Raw genomic sequence first — 26,066 nt, 5'->3', positions numbered from 1 at the left:
TATGAAAGCTTCAGATGCAGTAGCAAAAGTACTTGCAGAAAATGACGTTCTGCATGGTTTTGAGCTTATTGGTGGGATGATTACTCACCTGGTGGATAGTATTAATTTGTTGGGTAAAACCAAATTAGTTTCTATGCATCACGAGCAAGGCGCAGCCTTTGCTGCATCTGCAGTTTCACGTGCTACAAACCATAAAGTCTTGGGTGTAGCATTAGGAACAAGTGGCCCAGGTGCTACAAATTTGATGACTGGAATCGCTGATTGCTGGCTTGACGGGCATCCATGTATATTTTTAACTGGTCAGGTCAATACATATGAGTTGAAAGGCGACAGGTCTATACGCCAACAAGGTTTTCAAGAGTTGGATAGTGTTGCCTTGGTTAAAAGTATAACGAAGTATGCTTGTCAAATTAGCCATGTCGATGAGTTGATCCCGTGCCTGTTGAAAGCTATATATATCGCTAAAGAAGGTCGTCCAGGACCTGTGTTGTTGGATATTCCTATGGATATTCAGCGTGCAGAGTTGGATGACTCTAAGTTGGCTGATTTGTTGGGCAGAAAAAGTCTGAATGAGCATGTTGGTGAGGGCTTTTCTGACTATGAGGTTGTTAAATCAAAGTTGGAGAGTTCCAGTCGCCCTTTGATGCTAATTGGTGGCGGGGCCGTAAATGCACTAAACTTTTCTGAGTGGCTTTCTCTGATTAATCAAATGGGGATACCGCATGTTGCCAGCCTGAAGGGTGCTGAGAAGCTACCATCGAGCGACTATTATCTCGGAATGTTAGGAGCTTATGGTACTCGAGCAGCTAATTATGCCGTTCAGAACTGTGATCTTTTAGTTGTTCTGGGTAGTCGAATGGACGTGCGGCAAACAGGGGCGAAGCCTGAAAGCTTTGCGCCTCAAGCAGAGATAATTCAATTCGATATTGAGCCTGGGCAGTTGAATAACAGGGTTGCCGCTGACTGTGCATACGAAGTGGATCTCGAAAAAGTTTTCTCCCAGTTCTTGCTGTATGGCAGTGAGATCAATCCTGAGTGGAAAAACTGGTCAAATCGGTTGATACTTAAGTTCAAAGAGACTTTTGTTGACGAGTATTCTAGTTGGAAAATTAGTCCATTTCATTTGTTTGGTGTCTTGAATGAGCTTGCTGAGGGGCGAGCCATTGATTATGTGGCCGATGTCGGTAATAACCAGATGTGGGCAGCGCATACGATCAAGTTAGGCAAGCGTCAAGCCATGCACCATTCAGGCGGCCTGGGCACCATGGGGTTCGCCATACCAGCGGCTGTAGGTGTCTGTTATGCCGCGAGCAAACCTGTTGTTGTAATCACCGGGGATGGTGGTGCGCAACTCAATATTCAAGAACTGGACATCATTGCACGAGATCAACTCCCTATATTGACTATCGTGCTGAACAATCATTCGTTAGGAATGGTTCGTGGTTTTCAGGAGATGTACTTCGAGGGAAGGAATTCATCTACTTATTGGGATGGTTATACTTCCCAGTTTGAAGCGATCGGTAATGCTTATGGCGTCACTTCAGTAAGTGTTGTTGAGCTTGAGGAATTTCGTACTGCAGTAGCGGACTTTTTTAATGAGCCGAAACCTATGCTTATTGAAGTGCTTATGCCTGATGCCCGGGAGTGCCGGCCGAGACTGGAGTTTGGTCGTCCCATTGATGAGCAGACACCTCTACTGGGTACAAGTAAATGAATATTGCAATATTGGGGGCTAACAGTCATATCGCAAAAGATTTGGTTTCGTCTTTTGCCGATAGCACGGGCTACCAGTGCCATTTGTTCGTGCGTAACCTGGCTGCACTGAGTCCGGATGTTCGAAAAATAGCGGAGCGTAAATGTTTTCCCGTGCTGGATTATTCCAGTTTTAGTCTTGACGGCGGCTTCGATGCAATTATAAATTTTGTAGGTGTAGGTGATCCTGCTCGAGCCAAAATCATGGGGTCGCAGATTTTTGAAGTTACAGAGCAATATGATCAGCTCGCTCTGGCTTATATAAAAAAACACCCTCACTGCAAGTATATCTTTCTGAGTAGTGGTGCTGCTTACGGCACGAATTTCGAAGAGCCCGTTGGCGAATGTTCCAAAGCTACATTTCCAATAAATGATTTGCAGTCGCAAGATTGGTACTCTATCGCGAAGTTTTACGCAGAATGCCGCCACCGAGCACTCTCTGATTTTAGTATTATCGATTTAAGAGTGTTTGGTTACTTTAGTCACCGACAGTCCCCAGATGCCCGTTTTTTCTTAAGTGATATCTTGCGTGCGCTGAAGGCTGGTGACGTATTGGGCGTGTCGCCTGAAAATATGGTGAGGGATTATCTGTCACCTGTCGATTTTTTTCAGTTAATAGAGAAGCTGCTTACTGCAGACCCAGTAAATGATTCTGTTGATTGCTATACGCTCGATCCCATCGACAAGTTTTCTTTGTTGGCACGGATAAAAGAAAAATTCGGCCTTCAGTATGATGTGATCGGTGACAGTGCAAAACTCAATGCGACAGGATCTAAATCGAACTACTACTCGCTTAATCGTGCTGCGGAAAAGTACGGTTACTTACCGCGTGAGTCGTCGTTGAGTGGTATTCTGAGTGAAATTGACTTGTATTTGGAAGGCGTTTCAGATCGGGAAGTCCGACTGTGAAGTTTCGTAGTCTTTTTAAAATTAAATTTCTAAGGTTCCTGCTCGTGGGGTTGTTGAATGCGGCTTTTGGTTACGGATGCTTTGCATTTTTCCTCTATATAGGGCTTCACTACAGTATTGCGCTGTTTCTGGCTACCGTATTGGGTGTGTTGTTTAACTTTAAAAGTACGGGCTCTATTGTTTTTGGATCTAAAAATAATAAACTTATTTTTAGATTTGTAATCGGCTATGCGTTTGTATATTGCTTAAATCTAGGGTGCATAACCGGACTTGCGCACTTTGGGGTCGTGCCATATGTGTCTGGCATTGCGCTGATTCTTCCAATGGCGATACTCTCTTTCTTTATAAATAACAGGTTTGTTTTTAATTATGCGTAAGCTTATTAGTATCGTAACGCCGTGTTACAATGAAGAGGCCAATATTGATGAGCTTTGTCAGCGTATTACGGCTGTTATGTCGAAGTTGGATTATGATTATGAGCATATTTTTATCGATAATTGCTCTACTGACGGGAGCATTCAAAAGCTCAGAGGGATTGCCGCAGAGGATAAGCGAGTAAAATTAATCCTTAATGCGAGGAATTTCGGGCATATTCGGTCTCCCTATCATGCGATATTGCAGGCCCGGGGAGATGCATGCGTTTTGATAGCCTCTGATCTTCAAGATCCGCCGGAGATGATAGAGGAGTTTGTACGAAAGTGGGAGGAGGGGTTTAAGACCGTATTGGCCGTCAAGCCTGAGAGCGAGGAATCACCGTTGATGTTTTTCGCCAGAAAAGCATATTACCGGTTCATCTCCAGAATTTCTGAAGTTCCTCTTGTCAAAAATGCCACAGGTGCCGGGCTTTTCGATCGTGTCGTGCTTGATGTTCTTAAAAAAATCGATGACCCTTACCCCTACTTTCGCGGGCTACTTTGTGAGATCGGATTTCCAATCGCCACAGTCCCATTCAAGCAACCCCGGCGCCAACGCGGTATTACAAAAAATAATTTTTATACCCTTTATGATATTGCGATGTTGGGTATTACAAATCATTCGAAAGTTCCATTGCGTTTGATGGTTATGGGGGGCGGGGTCCTTGCTTTACTTAGCTTGTTGATAGCCTTTGGGTTTTTGATAGCGAAAATTCTGTTTTGGGACTCGTTTCAGCTTGGCGTTGCACCGATGTTGATTTCTTTGTTTTTCTTTAGCTCAGTGCAGATTCTGTTTTTAGGTATGTTGGGTGAGTATATAGGTTCCGTACATACGCAAGTTCGAAATATGCCGCTGGTTGTTGAGTCGGAACGCGTAAATTTTGATTAGTTGTTAAGGGATTTAGAACGGTGACATCAATTAAATCGTTTCGCCAGATGCCGGCATTAAGTTTGGAACCTAGGCTAAAGTCTCAGTTGGTGACATTCAAAGAGGATTGGTGGTTAGTACTCTTTGGGTCGCTGTGTTCATTTTTTCTTGCAAGTGTCCTGATGAGTGGGTGGCCGGCTGGTCTATGGCCAAATATTTCCATCCCTTATCAGTACTCTGGTGACGGCCTCTTTCACGCCTGGATGGCACAGCGAGTAACGGAAGGGTGGCTTTTTGAGAATGCTCGAAGTGGTTACCCGTTTGGCTCAAGTTTTTTGGATTTCCCAGGCTCGGATTTTGGTAGTCACTTACTAATCAAGCTGCTTGGTATGTTGTTGGGTAACAGTTTTATTGGGACGAATCTGTTTTTCCTTCTTGGGTTTCCTGCTGTTTTTATAGCTTCATTTGTTGTTATGAGAGCGTTTGGACTTTTGCGTTCTTTTTCACTAGTTGGAGCTTTGCTTTTTACTTTTTTGCCGTTTCATATTTTGAGATTTAACCATCTGTTCTATACTTGGTATTTTGTAGTACCAATTTTCTTCTACCTCTCGTTTGCTATTTTTCAGTCTTCAGATGATGGGGGTTGGAAAAAAATCAGTTCGTTGGTTGTAGTAAAGTACTTGGCTTTAGTCCTCGCATTGCTGATTCTTGCTTCCTTTGGTGTGTATTACGCGCTATTTGGCGTTATCGTTGTTTCTCTGGGAGGGGCGCTCGGTTGGCTTAAATCTAGACGCCTGCACGCGCCAGCGCGTGCGCTGCTAATTGTGTCTGTGTTGGTTGCCGGAGTATTGCTCAACGTAACTCCTAATTTGATTGGAGATTATCAGAGTGGTGCTAACCCTGAAGTCGCACAGCGATCGCCGCTAGAAGCCGAGATCTATAGCTTTAAGTTAATGCAACTGATCCTTCCTCGAGCTGATCATAGAATCCCTTGGGTTGGTGCATTTACTAACTACTATAACTCTATATTTCCATTGATTAATGAAAATGCATCCTCAACCTTGGGTGTGGTTGGTTCTTTGGGATTGTTGATTGGGTTTTTGTTGCTATTGGCATCACTTTCCGGAGTGAGGTTGAACTCTACTCTGGGCTTCTTGGTCGCTGTTGTATTTGTTCTTTTTATGTTTGGCACTATCGGCGGTTTGGGTGCGATTTTTTCGTCTTTTGTCTCGGCTTCGATAAGAGGTTGGAACAGGATTAGTGTTTTTGTTGGATTTGGCGCGATACTTATTTTTTTCATAGCTCTCCAGATGCTAGTGGAGAGATTTTCGTCGAAGGTCCGTCTTTGGTCCCTGATAATCGCATTAGTGTTGCTGTTCGTGGGGTTGTACGATCAAACGGTACCCGCTTGCGGAACTTGTAATGTAAAAGAGCAGGACGCGTATAAGAGTGATCGAGAATTTGTAAGAGCGATCGAAGATTCTCTGCCCACAGGTTCTGCGGTCTATCAACTTCCATATTTAGGTTTTCCAGAGACCCCCCCTCTATTTCGGTTGTCTGTTTACCAATTGGCAGCAGGTGTTTTGCATTCTAAGGCTTTGAGATGGAATTTCGGTGGAATGAAGGGTCGTGACGGCGACTTATTTTACCGCTCACTTTCTCAAGAGCCTTTAGGGAAACAAATAGACGTCGTACAGCGTTTGGGGTTCAAGGGTATTTATATAGATCGCCGTGGTTACTCCGATAATGCTAAGGGATTAGTTGATGGATTGACGACATTACTTGGCGAAGCACCTTTGTTGACTAGCGCTAATGGAGAACTCGTGTTTTTCAGATTGAACTCGTCTGCGAGTGTTGATCTTGCTGGATTAAGTGTTAGGCATATTATGGAAAAAACGAACTATTATGCTGACCATTTGGGTGTGCGCTACACTGCCAGTTTGCAGGAAGGAATAGATTTTAGGCGAACCGGTTGGCCGATTTTTGTAAAGAGCGTCAAGGGTTTTTCGGGTGTTGAACCTTGGGGGCGTTGGTCTGACAGGAATCTTTCTCATAGTGTCCGTATCGATTTTAGTTCTCCGTTGCCGCAAAAATTTACTCTTGTATTGGCAGCGCATGCATATGCTTCTAATGCAGGTAAACCTATTAAAGTGCTAATTGGTAGTCATGAGTACGAGGTGACGCTTGCTTCAATGACATCAGAGGTGCGGTTGAAAGTTGATCTCCAAGGAGATTCTGTTGATGCCATTTCGTTCTTCCCGCCAACACCTGTTTCTCCTAATAAGCTCGGTGCGGGTGGTGATGTACGAAAATTAGGAATTGGGTTTGTTTCCTTGCGTATTCAATGATGTGGAGGGCTGCTTGGTACTTATGGACCTGTCTCCCTGTTAAATTTATGATCATCCATCAGTAAGATGATCACCTGATTTGCAAAAATCATTACCTCGTCACTTTTGTGTCGAGGTTTTTTTTGAGGGGGGCGGCGGTTGGGCTTTTGAGGCGACGAGAGGCGTTAGTTCTCCTCCCGGTAAAGTTCCTATAGCGCAGGCAATTTAGGTATCATTACAAACTAGAATGGTGGCACGGCACCGACCGTGCATCTTGTCTTGATGAGCCACCCAACCAAGGCTCAAAATGGAGTTTAGAGGATTCGCATGAAAGCAATTGTTACTGGCATCACTGGTCAAGACGGCGCCTACCTGGCGGAACTGCTGCTGGAGAAGGGGTACACCGTTTACGGTACCTACCGTCGTACCAGTTCTGTCAATTTCTGGCGTATCGAAGAGTTGGGCATCCAGTCCAACCCTAATCTGCATTTGGTCGAGTACGATCTGACCGACCTGTCGGCCAGCATCCGTCTGCTGCAAACCACTGAAGCCACCGAGGTCTACAACCTCGCGGCACAGAGCTTCGTGGGTGTTTCCTTTGAGCAGCCGCTCACTACCGCAGAAATCACCGGACTCGGTGCGGTAAACCTGCTTGAAGCGATTCGTATCGTGAACCCGAAGGTTCGTTTCTATCAGGCATCCACCTCCGAGATGTTCGGCAAGGTTCAGGCTATCCCGCAGGTCGAGAGCACGCCTTTCTACCCACGTAGCCCTTATGGTGTAGCCAAGCTCTACGCTCACTGGATGACCATCAACTATCGTGAGTCGTACGGGATTTTCGCGACCAGCGGTATCTTGTTCAACCACGAGTCTCCGCTGCGTGGCCGTGAGTTTGTGACCCGCAAAATCACTGACTCCGTCGCCAAGATCAAGCTGGGCCTGATGGACAAGATGGAGCTGGGCAATCTCGACGCCAAACGCGACTGGGGTTTTGCCAAAGAGTATGTAGAAGGCATGTGGCGCATGCTGCAAGCTGATGAACCGGATACTTTCGTGTTGGCGACTAACCGCACCGAAACTGTTCGCGACTTCGTCTCCATGGCGTTCAAGGCTGTTGGTATCACCATATCCTGGGCTGGGACCGCGGAAGACGAGCAGGGTACTGATGCCGCAACCGGTAAGGTGCTGGTCACCATCAACCCGAAATTCTACCGCCCGACTGAAGTCGAGTTGCTGATCGGTAATCCGGCCAAAGCCAAGGAAGTACTGGGTTGGGAGCCGAAAACTTCGCTGGAAGAGCTGTGCCGCATGATGGTTGAAGCGGACCTGCGTCGAAATGAACAAGGATTCTCGTTCTGATGACCATTGCCGGCAAACGTGCGCTGATTACGGGGATTCAGGGTTTCACCGGTCGTTACATGGCAGATGAGCTTCGGTCTCATGGTTATGAGGTTATCGGGTTGGGTAGTCAGCCTTCCGATGAGCGCAATTATCACCAGGTCGACTTGGCTGATGGTCCGGGTTTGCGTACGCTGCTGGCAAAGATTCAGCCGGATGTTGTCGTTCATCTCGCGGCATTGGCGTTTGTCGGTCATGGTGCAGCGAACGCGTTCTATCAGGTCAATCTCATCGGGACGCGTAATCTGCTCGAGGCCGTCGAAGCCAGCGGAAAATCGCTGGATTGCGTGTTGATCGCCAGCAGTGCCAATGTTTATGGCAATGCTTCGGGTGGACTGCTTTCGGAGTCCACTGCTCCTGCGCCGGCCAACGATTATGCCGTTAGCAAGTTGGCCATGGAGTATATGGCCAACCTTTGGCAGGATCGGCTGCCGATAGTCATCGCTCGTCCTTTCAACTACACGGGTGTTGGACAAGCGGAAAACTTCCTGTTGCCCAAAATCGTTTCTCATTTCCGTCGTAAGGCGCAAAAAATCGAATTGGGTAATCTCGATGTTTGGCGTGATTTCAGCGATGTTCGTGCACTGGTATCCGCTTATCGAGGGTTGATCGAGGTGAAACCACTAGGACAGACAATTAATGTCAGTTCTGGACAAACCCATTCACTTCGTGAAGTGATCGAAATGTGCGAAGGGTTTACCGGACAAGACATTGAAGTTGAAGTAAATCCAGCTTTTGTCCGGGCCAACGAAGTGAAAACCTTGTGCGGCGACAACGCCAGATTGAGAGCGCTGGTACCCGGCTGGACCACACCGCCTCTGAGTGAAACCCTGCGTTGGATGCTGACGGCTGAATAAATGAAGTTAATTCTTTCTGTTGAACCGGTCCGCTTCCCGCTGACCGGCATCGGTCGTTACACCTACGAATTGGCGCTGCGGCTGCAGCAAAACCCGGAAATCACCGACCTGCAGTTTTTTGCCGGTCGGCGGTTTTTGCCTTCGTTGCCTACGGCTGCCGACGCTTCGGGTAACGGTTACGGCTTGAAGCGGGCCGTTCAAAAAAACTTCCTGGCGGTTGAAGCCTATCGGCTGCTTATGCCGTTGCTCAGGAAGCGTGCGTTAAAAGGTCATGGTGATTTTCTATATCACAGCCCTAATTATTATCTGCCGCCGTTCGCCGGGCGCAGTGTTGCAACCTTTCACGATCTGTCGCCCTTTACGTGGTCTCACTGCCATGCGCCGCAACTTGTGCGCTACTTGCAGAAAGAGCTTAAAACCACTCTGGTTAGGGCGGACGCGCTGATCACTGATTCTGAGTACACCCGTAAAGAGTTGGCCGATTATTTTTCATGGCCTATTGATCGTATTCATACGGTTCCGTTGGCCAGTTCCGCCGAGTTTCATCCTCGTAGCGCCGACGAACTCAGAAGCACGTTGTCGCGTCATGGTCTCGACGTTGGTGGTTACAGTTTGTTTGTCGGAACAATCGAACCTCGCAAGAATATCGAGACGTTACTGGATGCCTACTCCCGCTTGCCGATCGAAATTCGCAAGCGTTGGCCATTGGTGCTGACTGGCTACCATGGCTGGCGAAACGAGAGCATTCATCAGCGGCTCGACAGTGCAAAGCGCGAAGGATGGGCTTACTACCTGGGGTTTGTCCCCAGTGAAGATCTGCCTTTGTTATTTGCCGGAGCCCGACTTTTTACCTTTCCATCGCTTTATGAAGGATTTGGCTTGCCGGTCCTTGAGGCAATGAGTTCGGGTGTCCCGGTGGTGTGCTCCAACAGTTCTTCGCTTCCGGAGGTTGCCGGTGAGGCGGCCCTCATGTGCGAAGCTCAGGACACCGAGACATTGACTGAACTTATCCGGCGAGGGCTGGAGGATGAGGCGTGGCGATCCGGTGCCGTAGAGCAAGGGTTACTGCATGCGGCAAGGTTTTCATGGGAGCGCTGTGCAATGGAAACGCTTCAGGTTTATCAGAAGGTGGTCAAAGGACAATGATCAAGGTTCTGCACTTCTTCAAGACGTACTACCCGGAGACCATGGGTGGTATTGAGCAAGTCATTTTTCAGATTGCCGAGGGCGGGCTCCGGCACGGATATGAATCTGAAGTGCTTTATCTCAGTGAGCGGGGGGCTGCACGCAACGAAAAGGTGGGGCACCATCTGACTCACCGCTCCAAACTCGATCTGCATGTCGCCTCTACAGGTTTCTCGCTCTCGGCGCTCAAGGATTTTTCCGAGTTGGTGAAGAAGGCGGACATTGTTCACTACCACTTTCCCTGGCCTTACATGGATCTGGTGCATTTCATCAGCCGAATCAAAAAACCGGCCGTTGTCAGTTACCACTCAGATATCGTCAAGCAAAAGACACTTCTCAAGCTTTATCAGCCTTTGATGAATCGCTTCCTGTCCAATGTTGACTGCATTGTCGCCTCGTCTCCCAACTACGCTGAAAGCAGTCCGGTATTGACACGATTCAAGGACAAGGTCCGTGTCGTGCCTTATGGACTGGATCGCGAAACTTATCCGACGCCTTCGGCTGAAAAACTCGAGTTTTGGCGTTCGCGGCTGGGCGAACGGTTTTTTCTGTTTGTCGGCGCGTTGCGTTATTACAAGGGATTGGACTATCTGCTTGAGGCGGCTAAATCGACTCAGCTCCCCGTTGTCATTTTAGGCGGCGGGCACCTTGAGGCTGAACTCAAGGCGCAGGCCAATCAATTGGGCCTTTCTAATGTGCATTTCCTGGGTGGGTTGCCTGACGATGACAAGGCAGCGCTTCTGGCACTGTGCTACGCATTTGTTTTTCCTTCACACCTGAGATCCGAGTCGTTCGGCATTTCGTTGCTTGAGGGGGCAATGTACGGCAAGCCGATGATCTCTTGTGAGATAGGCTCTGGTACCACCTACATCAACATCGCAGGGGAGACCGGCTTGGTCGTTCCACCCCGCGACTCTGTCGCGCTGGCCGCGGCAATGAACCAGCTCTGGACTCAACCGGAGCTGGCTGCGTCGATGGGAGAGGCTGCGGCGCGGCGTTTCGAAGCGGTGTTTTCTTCTGATTCGATGGCAAAATCCTATGCCGAGATTTATCGCTCTCTTCTTTGAGCGGTTGCAGCACGGTGCCCGGGCATTGCTGTTCTTTTCAATTCCAAGAGCCTCCCATGCGATCTAAAACATTTCTGGTTACTGGCGGAAGCGGATTTCTGGGGCAGGCATTGATCAATCGTTTAGTACAGCTTCCAGATTGTACGGTTGTTGCGCCGCTGCGAACTCAGCCCGCCGCACTGAGTACGGGCGTACGATCGCTCCCATTGAGCGGTCTCAACGCAACGAACGATTGGAAGGCAGCCCTGACTGGCGTCGATGTGGTTATCCATGCGGCCGCTCGTGTTCATGTCATGAATGAGGTGGCTCTCGACCCACTGTCCGCGTTTCGCGAAGTCAACGTCGAAGCTACATTGAACCTCGCGCGTCAGGCCGCAGCGTGCGGAGTAAAGCGTTTCATCTTCATCAGTTCCATCAAGGTGAATGGTGAAGGTACTCCGCCCGGCATCGCCTACCGTGCCGATGACAAGCCTGCGCCGATCGACCCTTATGGCATTTCCAAGCTCGAGGCAGAGCAAGGATTGAAGTCACTCGCTGCAACCACGGGGATGGAAGTCGTCGTCATCCGGCCAGTATTGGTCTATGGGCCGGGGGTCAAGGCCAACTTTTTGAGCATGATGCGTTGGTTGTATCGTGGTGTTCCTTTGCCATTTGGCTCGGTCCACAACCGGCGTAGCCTCGTTGCCTTGGACAATCTGGTGGACTTGATCGTGACCTGTTGCCACCATCCGGCTGCGGCCAATCAAGTGTTCCTGGCCAGCGATGATGAAGATGTTTCGACTACGCAGCTTTTAAGCAAACTGGCGGCAGCCCTGGGCAAGCCTGCCCGATTGTTGCCCGTTCCATCCGGTTTGATGAGTGGCGTTGCAGCGTTGCTGGGCCAGCGGGCGCTGGCTGACCGTATTCTCGGGTCCTTACAGGTCGATATCAGCAAGAACCGACAACTATTGGGCTGGATACCTCCGGTCACTCTCGATCAAGCGTTGGCGCAGACAGCGCAACATTTTCTGGATTCCCGTAAATCATGAGTTATGGCTGGTTTATCCCTGTCATCGTCATCGTGTCTTTCTCCCTCACTTGGGCATTACGCCATTACGCCCTGTCGCGGAGCCTGATGGATATACCCAATGCGCGTAGCTCTCACTCGGTTCCCACGCCCCGGGGGGGAGGAGTGGCAATCGTTTTGGCGTTTACCATGGCGCTGTTCATGCTCTTTTTTGCAGGGCTGATGACTTTCCAGGCGTTTCTGGCTATCGCCGGTGCCGGCGCCCTGATTGCCGTGATCGGTTTCATGGATGACCACGGGCACATCGCCGCCCGTTGGCGCTTGCTGGGGCATTTCGCTGCATCAATCTGGTTGCTGTACTGGCTTGGTGGCTTGCCCGTAATTGAGTTCTTTGGGCGCACCTTTGACCTCGGATGGTTGGGTCATGTGCTGGCCGCGTTTTATCTGGTGTGGCTGCTCAATCTGTACAACTTCATGGACGGTATCGACGGCATTGCCAGTGTTGAGGCGATTTGCGCCTGCCTGGGGGCCTGCGTATTGTACTGGCTCGGTGGTGCGAACGACTTGATTTGGGCTCCTTTGTTGCTGGCCTTTGCCGTTGCGGGTTTCCTTTTCTGGAATTTCCCACCAGCCAGGATCTTCATGGGGGACGCTGGAAGCGGGTTCCTGGGTGTGATCCTTGGAGGGCTTTCGCTGCAAGCCGCGTGGGTTTCAGCTGATTTGCTGTGGGGTTGGCTGATCCTGCTAGGCGTGTTCATTGTCGATGCGACTTTCACACTGTTTCGCCGTTTACTCCGGGGTGACAAGGTCTATGAAGCGCATCGCAGTCATGCGTATCAGTTCGCCTCTCGTCGGTTTGGCAGCCATTTAACGGTTACGGCGGTCGTTGGAGCGATCAATTTGCTTTGGTTGTTGCCTATCGCACTAGGCGTTACTCAATTCGGTCTGGACTCCGGGGTGGGGGTGATTCTGGCCTATGCTCCATTAGTTGTGTTAGCCATCAAGTTTCATGCGGGTGAGCTTGAAGCACCACAGGAAAAAACTGGGTAACAGTTCTGTCATTTAGGTTTAAAAGTGGATGAGATGCGCCTATAAGGTTCCACTAAGGTGATATGGCAGTTGAAGGGAGAAAACTGAGGTGTTTGAAGAGTTAATGGACAAGGTCAGAGCACGCCTTTTAGGTCTTCCCCGGCGTCGCAAGCGACTGCTTCAGGTTGCCACAGACATTGTTTTGGTCTGGGGGGCTCTATGGTTGGCGTTCATCGTCCGATTGGGTATCGATGATATGTACAACCCTTTCAGGGTCCATTTTTGGTTGTTTGTCAGCGCTCCTATCGTTGCCATACCTCTGTTCGTTCGATTTGGCATGTACCGTGCCGTCATGCGCTATTTCGGTAACGACGCGCTCATTGCCATCATCAAAGCCGTCAGTCTCTCATCACTCATCCTGGCGGTCGTGGTCTATTGGTACAGCAACCACGAAGCTGTCGTGCCACGCTCCATCGTCTTCAACTATTGGTGGCTCAGCCTGGTCATCATCGGTGGTCTGCGCCTGTGCATGCGCCAATACTTTATGGGCGACTGGTTCTCAGGGAATCATCATGTACCGTTCACTAACCGTGATGACGGCCTGACCAAGGTGGCGATCTATGGTGCCGGCGTCGCTGGCAACCAGTTGGTCGCCGCGCTTCGTATGGGGCGGGTCATGCGCCCTGTGGCCTTTATTGACGATGACGCAAGCATTGCGGATCGGGCGATTGCTGGCCTGCAGGTCTATAAACCCAAACACATTCAGCAAATGATCGATGAGACGGGGGCCCAGGAAATTCTTCTGGCGTTGCCATCTTCTACCCGTGCTCGACGTCGGGAAATTCTGACTTTTCTTGAGCGTTTCCCGCTACACATTCGAAGCGTCCCCAACTTTACTGACCTGGCCAGTGGCCGGGTAAAGGTCGAAGACATCCAGGAAGTGGACATCGCCGATTTGCTCGGGCGCGATTCGGTGCCGGCGCAGCCGGATTTGCTGGAGCGTTGTATCAAAGGCAAGACGGTCATGGTAACCGGTGCCGGTGGTTCGATCGGTGCGGAATTGTGTAGGCAGATTTTCACTCTTGGCCCGACCACGCTTTTGCTGTTCGACCACAGTGAATTCAATCTCTACAGCATTCTGACGGAATTGGAGCAACGCGGCTGTCGCGAGTCGGTTCCTGTCGAGCTGTTGCCGATCCTCGGCTCCATTCGTCACCAGGACAAACTGCTGGATGTCATGAAGACCTGGGGTGTGGACACGGTCTATCACGCTGCGGCGTACAAGCATGTGCCGATGGTCGAGCACAACATTGCCGAGGGCGTGTTGAATAACGTCATTGGTACGCTCAACACCGCTCAGGCTGCGTTGCAATCGGGTGTGTCCAACTTTGTGTTGGTTTCCACTGATAAGGCGGTTCGTCCGACGAATGTTATGGGCAGCACCAAGCGCCTGGCCGAGTTGACGCTGCAAGCCCTGAGTCGCGAGATTGCCCCAGTTCTGTTTGGCGATAAGGCCAATGTATCCCGGGTCAACAAGACCCGTTTCACTATGGTTCGTTTTGGCAACGTACTGGGATCGTCAGGTTCGGTGATTCCACTGTTTCACAGCCAGATCAAGGCCGGTGGTCCGTTGACGGTAACCCACCCGAAAATCACCCGTTATTTCATGACCATTCCCGAAGCCGCGCAGTTGGTGATCCAGGCCGGTTCCATGGGGCAGGGCGGCGATGTATTCGTGCTCGACATGGGTGAACCGGTGAAGATCGTCGAGCTGGCGGAGAAGATGATTCATCTATCCGGGTTGAGCGTTCGTTCGGAGAAAAACCTGCAAGGCGATATCTCGATCGAATTCACCGGCTTGCGTCCTGGCGAGAAGCTTTACGAGGAGTTGCTGATTGGCGACAACGTTTCGGCAACGCAACATCCGATGATCATGAGTGCCAACGAGGATCATTTGCCCTGGGATTTGCTCAAAGGCCGCTTGCGCGAGTTGTTGGTTGCCGTTGATCAGGACGATTACGCACGCGTCCGTCAACTTCTGCGTGACACCGTCAGTGGCTACACCCCCGATGGCGAGATCGTTGACTGGATCTATCAGCAGCGTCGCCTCGAACCCTGATTGTTTCATATCCTGTAACGGACATATTTTTGACAGGCTCCAGACATCGCCTAAGTTTGGGAGGCAGCTTCGGAAAAGCTGCTTCCTCAACCGATGTCATGGAGCTTCAATATGCGTACTGGTTTTTTCTACTCTCTGGTTTTTGCCCTGCTCACCAGTGTCTCGACGGTATCCATTTCCGCGCCCGCAGTGAAGGCGGAGGCGGGTAATGCACCGCTGGTGCAAGAGGTGTCGCCAAAGGCACAGGGCGGTAAGGTCGATCTGAACGGCGCCGATGCTTCCACCTTGCAACGCCAATTGTCCGGTATCGGCGAAGCCAAGGCCAAAGCGATTGTTGCGTATCGTGAAACTAATGGACCGTTCGCATCGGTGGACGAGTTGCTGGAAGTGAAGGGCATCGGCAAGGCGATTCTGGATCGCAATCGCGAGAAGCTGGAAGTGAACTAAGCTGATTATTCAACGCCAAGGGGCTGGTCATTGACCGGCCTTACCGGCCTTAATGTGATGGTCGGCCTGACCGAGAAGCCCTGCAGTTTCATGTCTGCAGGGCTTTTCTCGTTTTTGGCGGGAGTATCCCTCAGTAACACGGTGGTGCTTCTTGTACATGCCGAAATATGGCGCTGACGAAGTGAGTCACATCCCAGATCAAAAGACAAATCTCCCGTTCCTGCAAAACCATGGGCGGCTACGCATGGAGGAAAGTATCCTGATCATGTTCGAGGTCGTCTTGGGTTATTCTGAAATCGAAAACTGCTGCTCTAAGAGATTATGTTATAAAATTCGATTTTCGGCGTTGAAAGGGCAGCTATTTTATCTCTTTGTTCACGTAAGTTTCTTGGTTTATTTTATAGCTTGATAGTTTGTATTAATTTTTTTGTGGGTTCGGTGAATAATGAATAAATCACTTTACTATCTTCATATTCCAAAGACGGCTGGCACTTCTCTTATTGCGTTTTTGGATGCTCAGTTTGATCATTCACAGATATGCCCGGCTCAATTACTTCCCGAGCTTTTTAAGTTGGATAGAGATAATGTTGCAGGGTATGATTATTATCGTGGGCATCTATGGTTTGATTTGAATCGTTATATAGGGAAGGATTTGAACTACATAACGATGTTGAGAGATCCTGTGCAGCGTACGATTTCATGGTACTCACATGTCAAGCGTGATCCAAATGCTTATCGCCATGATCGCGTCGTGGGGGAAAACTGGTCTCTATTGGATTTTGTTACGGACAAAGATACTCAGTGGGATATGGTTAACACCCAAACTCTGTTTCTTGCTGCAGATCTCGACTTTGACCAGCTTTCTAAAGATCCAGTAGGCTATGGTACGGCCACAGTTAAAAGTTATGCTGCACGTATTAATGATCGAGCATTACTTGATCTGGCTAAGTCTCGGCTGGAAAAATTCATGTTCTTTGGCATTGCAGAGAAAATGAATCACTCGCTACATCTATTGTCGAATGCTCTAGATGTATATCCGCAGTTCTCTCATCAGAAACTGAGAGTATCGGACAATCGACCGGCGGACAGTGAAATATCAAATGAGGCGATTAGTGCTATAAGAGAAATTACCTCGTTGGATCAAGAGCTTTACGATTGGGCAGTCGGGGTTTTTGAGTCAAGATATGATGAGTTGGTAAACTCGTTGCTGGTTAGTAATTATATTTCGAACCCTAGACATATGGACGAGGCTTATAATATCCCTCTGTCCTCAGAGGAAAGAAAAGGTCTTCATATTAATATAGTATCTTCACCAGGCGCTGTCGAGCAGGGCGCAAGCTTCGATGTCAAGGTTCAGATAACCAATAACTCGAAATACCGTTTTCAGAGTCGCGGCCGTTACCCAATCAATATTAGCTATCACTGGATAAATTCGGCTACGGGTGAACTCATCATTTTTGATGGGGTCAGGACCAGGATCGAGCAAACTTTGCTAGCCGGACAAACGCTGAAGCTTAACGTAAAGGTCACCGCTCCTGAGCTGGCGGCGCTGTCAACGCTAAGAATGACTTTTGTACAGGAAGGCGTAGCATGGTTTGACGGGCCGGAGTGTGAGGTTTTTTCAGATAGCGAGGTCTTGGTGAAATGAGCGGATACGGGGATGACCTTAGTTGGCACCAGGGAGCCTTGATTCGTAAAGACCGGGAGTCCCGGCTACGGCAGTCAGCCGCTACTATTTGGCTAACGGGACTCAGCGGGTCTGGAAAATCATCCTTGGCGTGTGCCTTGGATAAGAGTCTAACTGCCCAAGGTAAATCTTGCTTCATCCTTGATGGTGATAACGTCAGGCATGGTCTCAATAAAGACTTGGGATTTAGCTTGTCTGATAGATCAGAAAATATAAGGAGAATAGCTGAGGTTGCCAAGCTCATGAATGATGCGGGCTTGATAGTCATCGTGGCGATCATTTCTCCAATGATAGAGGACCGCAGACTGGCGTCCAATATAATCGGCGATGATTGCTTTCATGAGATTTTTGTATGCACGCCGCTAAGTGTTTGTGAACAAAGAGACCCTAAAGGACTATACCGAAAGGCGCGCAGCGGTTCCCTGACAAATTTTACGGGGATCTCATCGCCCTATGAACCTCCTTTGGCACCGGCTTTAACTATCGATAATTCTAGGAACGCGTTGGAAGAAAACGTATCAACCATTATTCAATACTTAAAAGTCTAGTGCATTCGTTCGCTAGGCAGAGCATCCGTTCACGGTGATCAAGTGACTGGTAGATAATGCATGGCGCGCTTAGACGGTCCGGCAAAGAGGCGGATGAGTCTGTAGTGATCTACACCTGCGAGCGCCCACACCGGACACTGGACTATAAAACGCCTGATGCGGTGCGTCAGGCAGACGTCGTTCTACCGCTTCTACGGTCCGCCACTACATTCCAGGCTTGTGAGCGTGCAATTCACCTGCTTGATCGCCGTGGATCAAATGATGGTTGAAGAAGTGCCAGATTCAACACGCGCCTACAACTCACCCCAATCTCAAACCCGCGATGCTCGGATGGGGGGCGCTCGAAACAAGCCATTATTAACCTATCGAAACAGCCATGTCTCATGTGCCAGGGCACCATGGCCGGTGAGGCTTGATCTTGAAGACCTTAATCAAGTAAATCACTTCGGGCTGATGGTCCATAATCGAATAGTTTGGAAGCCCGTGTGTGGACCCGTGCGTGTGGCGGTATGAGAGCACGACAGATGAAAATCCGCCTCTTGCTCGATTTTCACAATCGCTACCAGACATTACCTTTTATCGGCCTTATGAAAATTACGGCTATCATATTCAGATTAGATTATGTCTATAATAAATGAGTTTCCCGTCCAGGTGCCCTAAAGCCCAGGCGCCTGGCCTTCCCACAAGCATCTCCTGCGGAGCACAGCCATGAATTCTCCCCAATCCCAAGGTACGGCCCTCGTCACCGGTGCTTCTTCCGGTATTGGCGCGGTTTACGCTCAGCGTCTGGCGGCGCGTGGTTTTGATTTGTTGCTGGTGGCTCGCGATCAGCAGCGGCTCGACGAGGCGGCCAGCAAGTTGCGCGCCGAGTATGGCGTCCAGGTCGAAGTGCTCAAGGCGGATCTGACGCAAAAGGATGATGTGCTCAAGCTTGAGCAACGGTTGCGCAGTGATTCGAGTATCAGCCTGCTGTTGAATAATGCCGGTGTGGCGGCGGATGGGTTGTTGGCCAATGCCGACACCGATCAGCTGGAGCGAATGATTCAGTTGAACGTGACTGCGGTCACGCGCTTGGCTTCGGCTGCAGCGGCCAGTTTTGCCAAGGCGGGTCGGGGTACGATCATTAACATCGCGTCGGTGGTGGCGTTGTTTCCCGAGCGTTTCAATGCCACCTACAGCGCCAGCAAGGCTTATGTGTTGAGCCTTACCCAATCGTTGAACGCCGAGCTTGATGGCACCGGGGTCAAGGTCCAGGCTGTGTTGCCAGGGGTAACACGTACTGAAATCTGGGAGCGTTCCGGTATCGATGCTTCGCAGATTCCGGCGGAGATGGTGATGGAGGCGGGCGAGATGGTCGACGCCGCGCTGTCGGGCCTGGATCAGGGTGAGTTGGTCACCATTCCGTCCCTGCCGGATGCAGCTGACTGGGATGCTTTTGTCGCGGCCCGTCACGTGATGGCGCCTAATCTTTCCAAAAGCAAAGCCGCTACGCGTTACAAATGAAGCGCGATAAATCGGCACGAGGTATTGCGGTATGAGTGATCGTCGAGTGGTTGTAACGGGCATGGGCCTGGTGTCTCCGCTGGGTAGCGGAGTCGAAGCGGTCTGGCAGCGTCTGTTGGCCGGGCGCTCCGGTTTGCGTAATTTGCCGGATGAGGTGATAGCCGATCTGCCGGCCCGGGTCGGCGGCGTTGTGCCGACGATTCAGGAGGATCCCGAAGCGGGGTTCGATCCGGATGTGGCAACGCCACCCAAAGAACAGAAGAAGATGGACCGTTTCATTCTGTTCGCCATCGAAGCGGCGCGTCAGGCGCTGGAGCAGGCGGGTTGGCAGGCGCAGAGCGCCGATGCCCAGGAGCGCACGGCGACCATCATTGGTTCCGGTGTGGGTGGTTTCGGGGCGATTGCCGATGCGGTGCGTACGACGGATAGCCGTGGTCCTCGGCGCTTGTCGCCGTTCACCATCCCGTCGTTTCTGGTCAATCTGGCGGCGGGCCATGTGTCGATCCAGCACGGTTTCAAAGGCCCATTGGGTGCCCCGGTGACGGCCTGTGCGGCCGGGGTCCAGGCGATTGGCGACGCGGCGCGGCTGATTCGTTCCGGCGAAGCGGACATCGCGGTGTGTGGCGGTGCGGAGGCTGCGATCGATCGGGTCAGCCTCGCCGGGTTTGCGGCCGCTCGCGCCTTGTCCAGCGGGTACAACGACACCCCCGAGCGCGCTTCACGCCCCTTCGACAGTGGCCGTGATGGCTTTGTCATGGGCGAGGGCGCCGGTCTGTTGGTGATCGAGTCCCTGGAGCATGCGTTGGCCCGTGGCGCAAAACCCCTGGCGGAGCTGGTGGGTTACGGCACCAGTGCCGATGCCTATCACCTGACCGCAGGCCCTGAAGATGGCAGCGGTGCGCGTCGCGCAATGTCGCTGGCATTGGCTCAGGCGGGTGTTTCGCCGGAGCAGGTTCAGCATCTGAATGCCCACGCGACCTCGACACCGGTTGGCGATCTCGGGGAGTTGGCGGCAATCAAGTCGCTGTTTGGTGCGGATAACAAGATCGCGGTGACATCGACCAAATCCGCCACCGGGCATTTGCTCGGCGCAGCAGGCGGGCTTGAAGCGATCTTCACCCTGTTGGCAATCCGTGATCAGGTCGTACCGGCGACGCTCAACTTCGATAACCCGGACCCTGCTGCCCAGGGTGTGGACATCGTCCACGGTCAGGCCAGGCCGATGGCCATCGATTACGCCTTGTCCAATGGCTTCGGCTTTGGCGGGGTGAATGCCAGCGTGTTGTTCAAGCGCTGGAACGGCTAGGCCTGGGACTCGTTCAGGTGAGTCCGCGTGACGTCGAGAATCTGCCGGGCAAACTCGGGATTCTCGACGCTGCGCGAAAGCAGCAGCGCCCCCACCAGTGTCGACATGATGACGATGCTTCGGTCCACCACGTTTTCACCTTCAAGCGTGCCTTGTATCTGTTGAAGCCGGGCGTTCAACACCTCGTCGGAGGTTGGGCTCGGCTGCCCGCGCATACCGAGTTCCGATGACATGGTCAGCAGCGGGCAACCTTCGTGGGGCGAAGTCTGGTGCCATTCAGACAAATAGGCGTCGATGAATGCTTCAAGCGGGCGCTCCTGGGCAAACAGCTCGGCGCAAATGCCGGCGACCTGATCGCCGGCAGCCTGCAATGCCTTTTCTACCAACTCGTCCTTGGATTTGAAATGCGAGTAAAAACCACCGTGAGTCAAACCCAACGCTTTCATCAGAGGTTGCAGGCCGGTCGCGCCTATACCGTCACGGCGAAAGCGTTCTGAGGCTTCCTTGATGATGCGTTGGTGGGTCTGGGCTTTATGGTCCTGCGAGTAACGCATCTGATATCTCCACATCAATGCGCCATATTAACCAATGAAAATTGGATGGTGACTGTACTTCTACTTCTAAAAAGCATGCAGATGCGTCGAACTTGGTTCAAACGCACACAAGTAATGGCACGAATAGTGATTACTCATTGCTTGACGATTGTTGAACAATCTTGAGGCAATGAGCATGAGCAGCGGACTTTCACTGGCCGATCACATCACCTTGGAATTGCGCGCGGACATTATCGGCGGGCGTTTGCTGCCCGGCATGGCGCTGGTGGAAAACGATCTGGTGTCGGCCTACAACGCCTCGCGCAATACCATTCGTGAAGCCCTGCATCGCCTGGGGCAGGAAGGCCTGACCCGTTATGTTCGCAACAAAGGCGTCATGGTTCGCCGCTTGGGCTTTGACGATGTGCGGGATCTGTTCAAGGTTCGGCGCACCCTGGAGCTGCAGGCCATCAGCATGAGTCGCCCGCTTCGCGACTATCAATCCGACCGGATGCTCGAAGCCCTGGAGGCCACCGAGCTGGCGCGTGAGCGCGAAGACTGGCGCGACGTCGGCACCCACAGCCTGGCCTTTCATCAACACATCGTCGGGTTGCTGCGCAGTCCGTTGTTCGATGAGTTCTTCACCAACGTCGTCGCGCAATTGCGCCTGGTGTTCTGCACCGCTCCCGATGAATCGAGTTTTCAGGCGCCCTGGCTGGCTCGCGACCGACTGATCCATGAGCTGCTGGTCGAGGGTGACAAACGCGCCGCCGAGGAGGCGATGAGCCTGTATCTCGATGATTCCGAGCATCTGCTGTTGCAAATGCTTGCCCCTTCTTCCCATCACTGATCGAGGATTCGTGCCATGTACAAAGACTATCCGGCGGCCTATCAAGTCAGCAAAGGTTCGGCCTTGCAGGTGGACAAGGCCTTTTACGAGCGGGTGCGCGACACGAAGGATGGGCGCACGCTGATCGAGTCGTTCGAGGTACCCATTCGCACCGGCCGCGCCTGGCATGTCCCGGCCGGACATGTGTTCAGAGTCACGACGCCTGTCGGTCCGCAGGTGGGCGACTTCAACGTGTGGAATGCCCACGATCCGCGCGAACGCCTGTGGGCTTCGCGCACTCGCCAGCTGCAGGGCGCGCACGTCAGCACCCATGATCGGTTGTGGTCGAACCTGCCTTTTCTACGGCCGCTGGTGACCATCACCGATGACAGCCTGGCCGGTTACGGCATCGACGAGCATGGTGGCCGCCTGCACGATTTGCTCGGCACCCGTTGCGATCCCTATGTGAACAAAATGCTCACCGGCGAAGATTTTCATCATCACTGCCACTCCAACCTGACCCGCGCGGTACTGCCCCATGGCCTGACTGAATTCGATGTGCACGACGTGCTGAACATCTTTCAGTGCACGGGCCTGAATCACGACGACATGTACTTCATGAAAGCCTGCCCGGCGCAGCAGGGTGACTACCTGGAGTTCTTTGCCGAGATTGATTTGCTGTGCGCGCTGTCGACGTGTCCGGGCGGCGATTTGTCACTGGCGATGTGGGGGCCGGATGCGCAGGATCCTTTGAGCGTATGTCGTCCGTTGGGAGTGGAAATTTATCGGTTGGAGGATTCGTTGCTGGAGGGCTGGAGCCAGCCGGAACGTGCGGCGTATAAGGGGTTGCATGGCTTGCACATTGCCAAGGCGGATTGGGAAATGTAAAAGCAAAAAGGTCGTCCGAAGGCGGTTTGGACGACCTTTTGACCTTTTGTGATCACTTTCACAGCAAGAGGGAAATCACTCGAGTTCTGCAGGTTCGTAGGATCTGTACAACCACGCTGGTTTTTTCCCTTTATCTTCGCCGGTCTTTCTGGCGCGGATGAAAATGTACTGCCCGAGATCATGTTCGCGGTATTTGATCAACTGCCCGAACTTATCCGGATCCAGATATGAACCCGTATCATTCTGGTGTACGTCGGCCGTGAAAATCTCGTCTACGGTAAATCCGAGATACGTGAGCAGATTGTACAATTCGTGTTTGTTGTACTCACGGTTGTGACGTCCGTACGGACCATAACCGCTGTACGGGTCGTACAGATTGGAGCCGACAATCATGCGCGCGACGTTCTCGAGGCGGTTTACATTGGGCGTGGTCAAAACCAGCGTTCCGTTGTCTCGGAGAACTCGTTTTATTTGCCGAAGCACTGCACATGGATCGTTTAAGAGGTGTTCGATGATTTCACAGAACAGGACGATATCGAGAGATTCCGACTCGAATGGGAAATCGTCCTCTTCAATATTGAAATGCGAATATTTGAGATCGACGTGCGTCTTGGTCGAAATCGCTCGAAACTCACTCAAATAAACACGCTGCTGCGCGTCGCCCTTAGGAATATGGTCGCCAAAATAATTCCCGAGGCTCCAGTCAACAGATGTGAATTTCTTCAGCAGCATCGTCGAGAAGTATGGGTTTCCCCCTAGCTCCAAGCCAGTCAGTTCGCCGGTAGCATCTGCAGTGGCCCGTTTAACCAATCCAAACGTCTGGACGAAACGTTCGAAATCCTGGACGCAATACTCAACGATGCTATCGGGCGCATCGGCGACCCGAACGGATTTTAACCAATCGAACAGTTCCTCCCTCGATACACCCTCAGGAAGAGGAAGCGGCGGCCGAAGCGGAAACGAGTCAAGTGTATAGGTCGTATTCTCATCTACGTTAACAGCAGCGGTTCGCTTCCTAAAAAACATTATCAATCCTCAGAATTTCTCAAAACATCCAATGTTTGCCCTGACCTGTCGGGGCATTGAAATCTCGATGCTAGCACATCGCCTGCCCCTTACAATGCTTCGATGCAGGAGCCGGATGCGCAGGATCCGTTGAGCGTATGTCGTCCGCTGGGGGTGGAAATTTATCGGTTGGAGGATTCGTTGCTGGAGGGCTGGAGCCAGCCAGAACGTGCGGCGTACAAGGGGGTGCATGGCTTGCACATTGCCAAGGCGGATTGGGAAAAATAGTCCCAGGTCCTTGTAGGAGCGAGCTTGCTCGCGATGGTCGTAAACGATTACGCGTGTTTTCCGGTTAAACGCGGCGCTTTTGAATTCATCGCGAGCAAGCTCGATCCTACAATTTCCTTATCAGATCAGTTCAGCGGTCCTGCGCATCCTTGGCGTCCGCTTCCGCGTTGCGTTCAGCCACGCGTTTACGTTGTTCATCGGTCAACTCGACCTTGTTGGCGGTGTCACGCAGCATCATCAATCCGCCAACGATCGAGCCGATTGCAACGATCAGAATCAACCAGGCATACCAGGGCATAGGGTTCTCCTTGAAAGCAGGCCGATTGGCGGGTTTCGCCAATCGATCGTGCCTACCACTTTTGAGCGAATGATTTTCGCAGTGGTTCCATTCTATGCCTGATAGGCCTTGTAGGAGCGAGCTCGCTCGCGATAGTCGCCAACGATAGCGCTGGTCGGCAAGGTACCCCGCGACAGTCTCAGTTTATTCGCGAGCAGGCTCGCTCCCACATTGGCCGTTTTAAAGCCCGGTCAGCATCGCATCCGCTGGTGCATCGGCACGCAGTTGCGAGGTGAGCTGGAAGTAAACGAAACCCACCGCCATGAAACCGAGGAAAATCAGCCCGATCAGTGTGTTGAACCAGGCCATGGCTACGAGGCACACCACCGCCAGCACCAGTGCAATGAACGGTACCAGCGGGTAGCACGGCGCGCGGAAGGTGCGCTCCAGGTTCGGTTCGGTTTTACGCAGTTTGAACAGACTGAGCATGCTCATGATGTACATCACGATGGCGCCGAACACCGCCATGGTGATCATCGCTGCCGTCAGCGTCATGCCCCCCAGATTGATCAAGCCATCACTGTAAATCGCGGCGATGCCGATCACGCCGCCGGCGATGATCGCCCGGTGCGGCGTCTGGAAGCGCGACAGTTTCGCCAGGGAGGCCGGCAGATAGCCGGCACGGGCGAGGGCGAAGAACTGCCGTGAGTAGCCGAGGATGATGCCGTGGAAGCTCGCCACCAGCCCGAACAGGCCGATCCACACCAGCATGTGCAACCAGCCGGAGCTTTCGCCGACTACGGTTTTCATCGCTTGCGGCAGCGGGTCGTTGATGTTCGACAGGGTGCGCCAGTCGCCGACGCCACCGGCGAAGAACATCACGCCCATGGCCAGCAACACCAGGGTCAGGATGCCGCTGATGTAGGCCTTGGGAATCGTGCGTTTCGGGTCCTTGGCCTCTTCGGCGGCCATGGCCGCGCCCTCGATGGCGAGGAAGAACCAGATCGCAAACGGAATCGCCGCGAACATCCCGGCAATCGCCGGTGCACCGAACACATCCGAACCCGCCCAGCCATTGAGGGCAAAGTTGCTGAAGCTGAAGGCCGGGGCGACCACGCCCATGAACACCAGCAACTCAGCGACCGCCAACACGCAGACCACCAGTTCGAAGGTCGCCGCCAGCTTCACGCCGAGAATGTTAAGACCCATGAATACGACGTACGCGCCGACCGCGGCATGTTTCGGGTCGAGGGCGGGGAACTGCACGTTGAGGTAAGCGCCGATTGCCAGGGCAATGGCTGGCGGCGCGAAGACGAATTCGATCAGCGTCGCCAGCCCGGCGATCAATCCACCTTTCTCACCAAAGGCACGGCGGCTGTAGGCAAAGGGACCACCGGCGTGGGGAATCGCAGTGGTCAGTTCGGTGAAACTGAAGATGAAGCAGGTATACATAGTGGCGACCATGAAAGAGGTCACCAGAAAGCCCAGCGTCCCGGCCACGCCCCAGCCGTAACTCCAGCCGAAATACTCTCCGGAAATCACCAGCCCGACCGCAATGCCCCACAGGTGTAGCGTGCCCAGCGTGGGTTTGAGTTGTGTGTTCATGCCTTTGCTCCCTGAACGGTTTGGAAAGCTCGGGGAGGGCGTGTGCAGTGGGCGTGCCAGCGTTGTGACCGTCGTCGTTATGGATGAAAAGGCGTCGTATCGGGGATGTTCGGCGATTTATAGCTGTATTTTGGTGCGCCAGTTGGGGGCGTTGTTGCCCGGTCTGCCGTCTTCGCGAGCAGGCTCGCTCCCACACTGGATTTGTGAACAATAAAATCCC

At 52.1% G+C, this 26,066-nt stretch carries 23 protein-coding genes; 19 read left to right on the top strand and 4 right to left on the bottom strand.

The genetic code is table 11. The annotated features are described in order from the left end of the window. Position 1: 1 nt before the first annotated feature. The 17 genes from ACW9HW_RS08160 to fabF all read left to right on the top strand — a co-directional run bounded on the left by ACW9HW_RS08160 (position 2) and on the right by fabF (position 20,421). Complete coding sequence (locus ACW9HW_RS08160) at positions 2–1,714, top strand: thiamine pyrophosphate-binding protein (protein ID WP_457399340.1); 1,713 nt, start codon at positions 2–4, stop codon at positions 1,712–1,714. Continuing rightward, positions 1,711–2,661 (top strand): NAD-dependent epimerase/dehydratase family protein, encoded by a 951-nt coding sequence (locus ACW9HW_RS08155; RefSeq protein ID WP_457399338.1) that lies wholly within the window; start codon positions 1,711–1,713, stop codon positions 2,659–2,661. Before ACW9HW_RS08160 ends, ACW9HW_RS08155 begins: the two co-directional genes overlap by 4 nt. Beyond that, complete coding sequence (locus tag ACW9HW_RS08150; RefSeq protein WP_457399336.1) at positions 2,658–3,038, top strand: GtrA family protein; 381 nt, start codon at positions 2,658–2,660, stop codon at positions 3,036–3,038. Before ACW9HW_RS08155 ends, ACW9HW_RS08150 begins: the two co-directional genes overlap by 4 nt. Then, the gene (locus ACW9HW_RS08145; protein ID WP_457399334.1) at positions 3,031–3,963 is read left to right on the top strand and encodes a glycosyltransferase family 2 protein; all 933 of its coding nucleotides are present in this window, start codon (positions 3,031–3,033) and stop codon (positions 3,961–3,963) included. The genes ACW9HW_RS08150 and ACW9HW_RS08145 overlap by 8 nt, the downstream gene beginning before the upstream one ends. 20 nt (positions 3,964–3,983) lie before the next feature. After that, a complete protein-coding gene (locus ACW9HW_RS08140) occupies positions 3,984–6,290 on the top strand; it encodes a DUF7024 domain-containing protein (protein ID WP_457399332.1) in 2,307 nt (768 codons plus the stop codon). A gap of 306 nt (positions 6,291–6,596) precedes the next feature. Beyond that, positions 6,597–7,628 (top strand): GDP-mannose 4,6-dehydratase, encoded by a 1,032-nt coding sequence (gene gmd, locus ACW9HW_RS08135; protein ID WP_457399330.1) that lies wholly within the window; start codon positions 6,597–6,599, stop codon positions 7,626–7,628. Further along, on the top strand, positions 7,628–8,524 hold the full coding sequence (locus ACW9HW_RS08130; RefSeq protein WP_457399328.1) for a GDP-mannose 4,6-dehydratase: 897 nt from the start codon (positions 7,628–7,630) through the stop codon (positions 8,522–8,524). Before gmd ends, ACW9HW_RS08130 begins: the two co-directional genes overlap by 1 nt. After that, positions 8,525–9,670, top strand: a complete 1,146-nt coding sequence (locus ACW9HW_RS08125; protein WP_457399326.1) for a glycosyltransferase family 4 protein — start codon at positions 8,525–8,527, stop codon at positions 9,668–9,670. It begins immediately after the preceding gene. Beyond that, positions 9,667–10,776: a glycosyltransferase family 4 protein gene (locus ACW9HW_RS08120; protein WP_457399323.1), complete on the top strand. Its 1,110-nt coding sequence runs from the start codon at positions 9,667–9,669 to the stop codon at positions 10,774–10,776. Before ACW9HW_RS08125 ends, ACW9HW_RS08120 begins: the two co-directional genes overlap by 4 nt. 56 nt (positions 10,777–10,832) lie before the next feature. Next, positions 10,833–11,804 (top strand): UDP-glucose 4-epimerase family protein, encoded by a 972-nt coding sequence (locus ACW9HW_RS08115; RefSeq protein WP_457399321.1) that lies wholly within the window; start codon positions 10,833–10,835, stop codon positions 11,802–11,804. Then, positions 11,801–12,832 (top strand): MraY family glycosyltransferase, encoded by a 1,032-nt coding sequence (locus ACW9HW_RS08110; RefSeq protein ID WP_457399319.1) that lies wholly within the window; start codon positions 11,801–11,803, stop codon positions 12,830–12,832. The genes ACW9HW_RS08115 and ACW9HW_RS08110 overlap by 4 nt, the downstream gene beginning before the upstream one ends. Before the next feature lie 103 nt (positions 12,833–12,935). Further along, positions 12,936–14,930, top strand: coding sequence for a polysaccharide biosynthesis protein (locus tag ACW9HW_RS08105; protein ID WP_457399318.1), 1,995 nt, complete (start codon positions 12,936–12,938; stop codon positions 14,928–14,930). A gap of 111 nt (positions 14,931–15,041) precedes the next feature. Then, complete coding sequence (locus tag ACW9HW_RS08100; protein WP_457399316.1) at positions 15,042–15,377, top strand: ComEA family DNA-binding protein; 336 nt, start codon at positions 15,042–15,044, stop codon at positions 15,375–15,377. A gap of 445 nt (positions 15,378–15,822) precedes the next feature. Continuing rightward, a complete protein-coding gene (locus tag ACW9HW_RS08095; RefSeq protein WP_457399314.1) occupies positions 15,823–17,025 on the top strand; it encodes a sulfotransferase family 2 domain-containing protein in 1,203 nt (400 codons plus the stop codon). Next, positions 17,022–17,612, top strand: a complete 591-nt coding sequence (gene cysC / locus ACW9HW_RS08090) for an adenylyl-sulfate kinase (RefSeq protein WP_457399313.1) — start codon at positions 17,022–17,024, stop codon at positions 17,610–17,612. The genes ACW9HW_RS08095 and cysC overlap by 4 nt, the downstream gene beginning before the upstream one ends. A 708-nt stretch (positions 17,613–18,320) precedes the next feature. Further along, positions 18,321–19,115, top strand: coding sequence for an SDR family NAD(P)-dependent oxidoreductase (locus ACW9HW_RS08085; RefSeq protein WP_457399311.1), 795 nt, complete (start codon positions 18,321–18,323; stop codon positions 19,113–19,115). A 31-nt stretch (positions 19,116–19,146) separates the two neighbouring features. After that, complete coding sequence (gene fabF, locus ACW9HW_RS08080; protein ID WP_457399309.1) at positions 19,147–20,421, top strand: beta-ketoacyl-ACP synthase II; 1,275 nt, start codon at positions 19,147–19,149, stop codon at positions 20,419–20,421. On the opposite strand, the gene ACW9HW_RS08075 is transcribed toward fabF, so the two are convergent. Beyond that, positions 20,418–20,975 carry a TetR/AcrR family transcriptional regulator gene (locus ACW9HW_RS08075; RefSeq protein WP_095196519.1) on the bottom strand — a complete coding sequence of 186 codons (558 nt, stop codon included), beginning with the start codon at positions 20,973–20,975 and terminating at the stop codon, positions 20,418–20,420. The genes fabF and ACW9HW_RS08075 overlap by 4 nt on opposite strands. 175 nt (positions 20,976–21,150) lie before the next feature. Between ACW9HW_RS08075 and ACW9HW_RS08070 the strand changes: the two genes are divergently transcribed. Next, positions 21,151–21,804, top strand: coding sequence for a GntR family transcriptional regulator (locus ACW9HW_RS08070; protein ID WP_457399307.1), 654 nt, complete (start codon positions 21,151–21,153; stop codon positions 21,802–21,804). Positions 21,805–21,819: 15 nt separating this feature from the next. Beyond that, positions 21,820–22,671 (top strand): urea carboxylase-associated family protein, encoded by an 852-nt coding sequence (locus ACW9HW_RS08065; RefSeq protein ID WP_457399305.1) that lies wholly within the window; start codon positions 21,820–21,822, stop codon positions 22,669–22,671. A gap of 75 nt (positions 22,672–22,746) precedes the next feature. Here the strand turns inward: ACW9HW_RS08065 and ACW9HW_RS08060 are convergent, their stop codons facing one another. From ACW9HW_RS08060 to eat, 3 genes are all read right to left on the bottom strand, one after another. Next, positions 22,747–23,697 (bottom strand): class I SAM-dependent methyltransferase, encoded by a 951-nt coding sequence (locus ACW9HW_RS08060; protein ID WP_457399304.1) that lies wholly within the window; start codon positions 23,695–23,697, stop codon positions 22,747–22,749. A 397-nt stretch (positions 23,698–24,094) separates the two neighbouring features. Then, a complete protein-coding gene (locus tag ACW9HW_RS08055; RefSeq protein ID WP_009050155.1) occupies positions 24,095–24,262 on the bottom strand; it encodes a DUF2897 family protein in 168 nt (55 codons plus the stop codon). Positions 24,263–24,481: 219 nt separating this feature from the next. Further along, a complete protein-coding gene (gene eat, locus ACW9HW_RS08050) occupies positions 24,482–25,846 on the bottom strand; it encodes an ethanolamine permease (RefSeq protein WP_095196522.1) in 1,365 nt (454 codons plus the stop codon). Between the last annotated feature and the right edge of the window lie 220 nt (positions 25,847–26,066).

The organism is Pseudomonas sp. SDO5532_S415 (assembly GCF_054071155.1).
This window is presented reverse-complemented; position numbering and strand designations above follow the sequence as displayed.